The 229-nt window shown below is 59.4% G+C and carries 1 protein-coding gene; it reads left to right on the top strand.

All coding sequences use genetic code 11. The features are described 5' to 3' along the window. Nucleotides 1-13: 13 nt before the first annotated feature. Nucleotides 14-229 (top strand): antibiotic biosynthesis monooxygenase family protein (locus tag ADK64_RS15320; RefSeq protein ID WP_199829622.1); only part of this gene is annotated, 216 nt, incomplete at its 3' end.

The following is a 229-nucleotide window of genomic DNA, read 5'->3' as shown; positions in this document are numbered from 1 at the left end:
GGAAGTACCGAAGATGGCCAAGCTGCAGAGCCTGGACCCGGATACGCCGATGTTCGCTCAGTTCAAGGAGAAGACCGGACCCATCGTGCTGGCCAACACCTTCTTCGTTCCGAAGGAGAGGACTGAAGCGTTCCTGACCCTCTTTCGGAGGCAGGCGGAGTTCATGAAGGCCCAGCCGGGATTCGTCTCCTTGCAGATGCACAAGGGAACGGCGGACAGCCAGCTTCTG

Origin of the sequence: Streptomyces sp. MMG1121, from assembly GCF_001280015.1 — a bacterium.
GTDB lineage: Bacteria > Actinomycetota > Actinomycetes > Streptomycetales > Streptomycetaceae > Streptomyces.
This window is presented reverse-complemented; position numbering and strand designations above follow the sequence as displayed.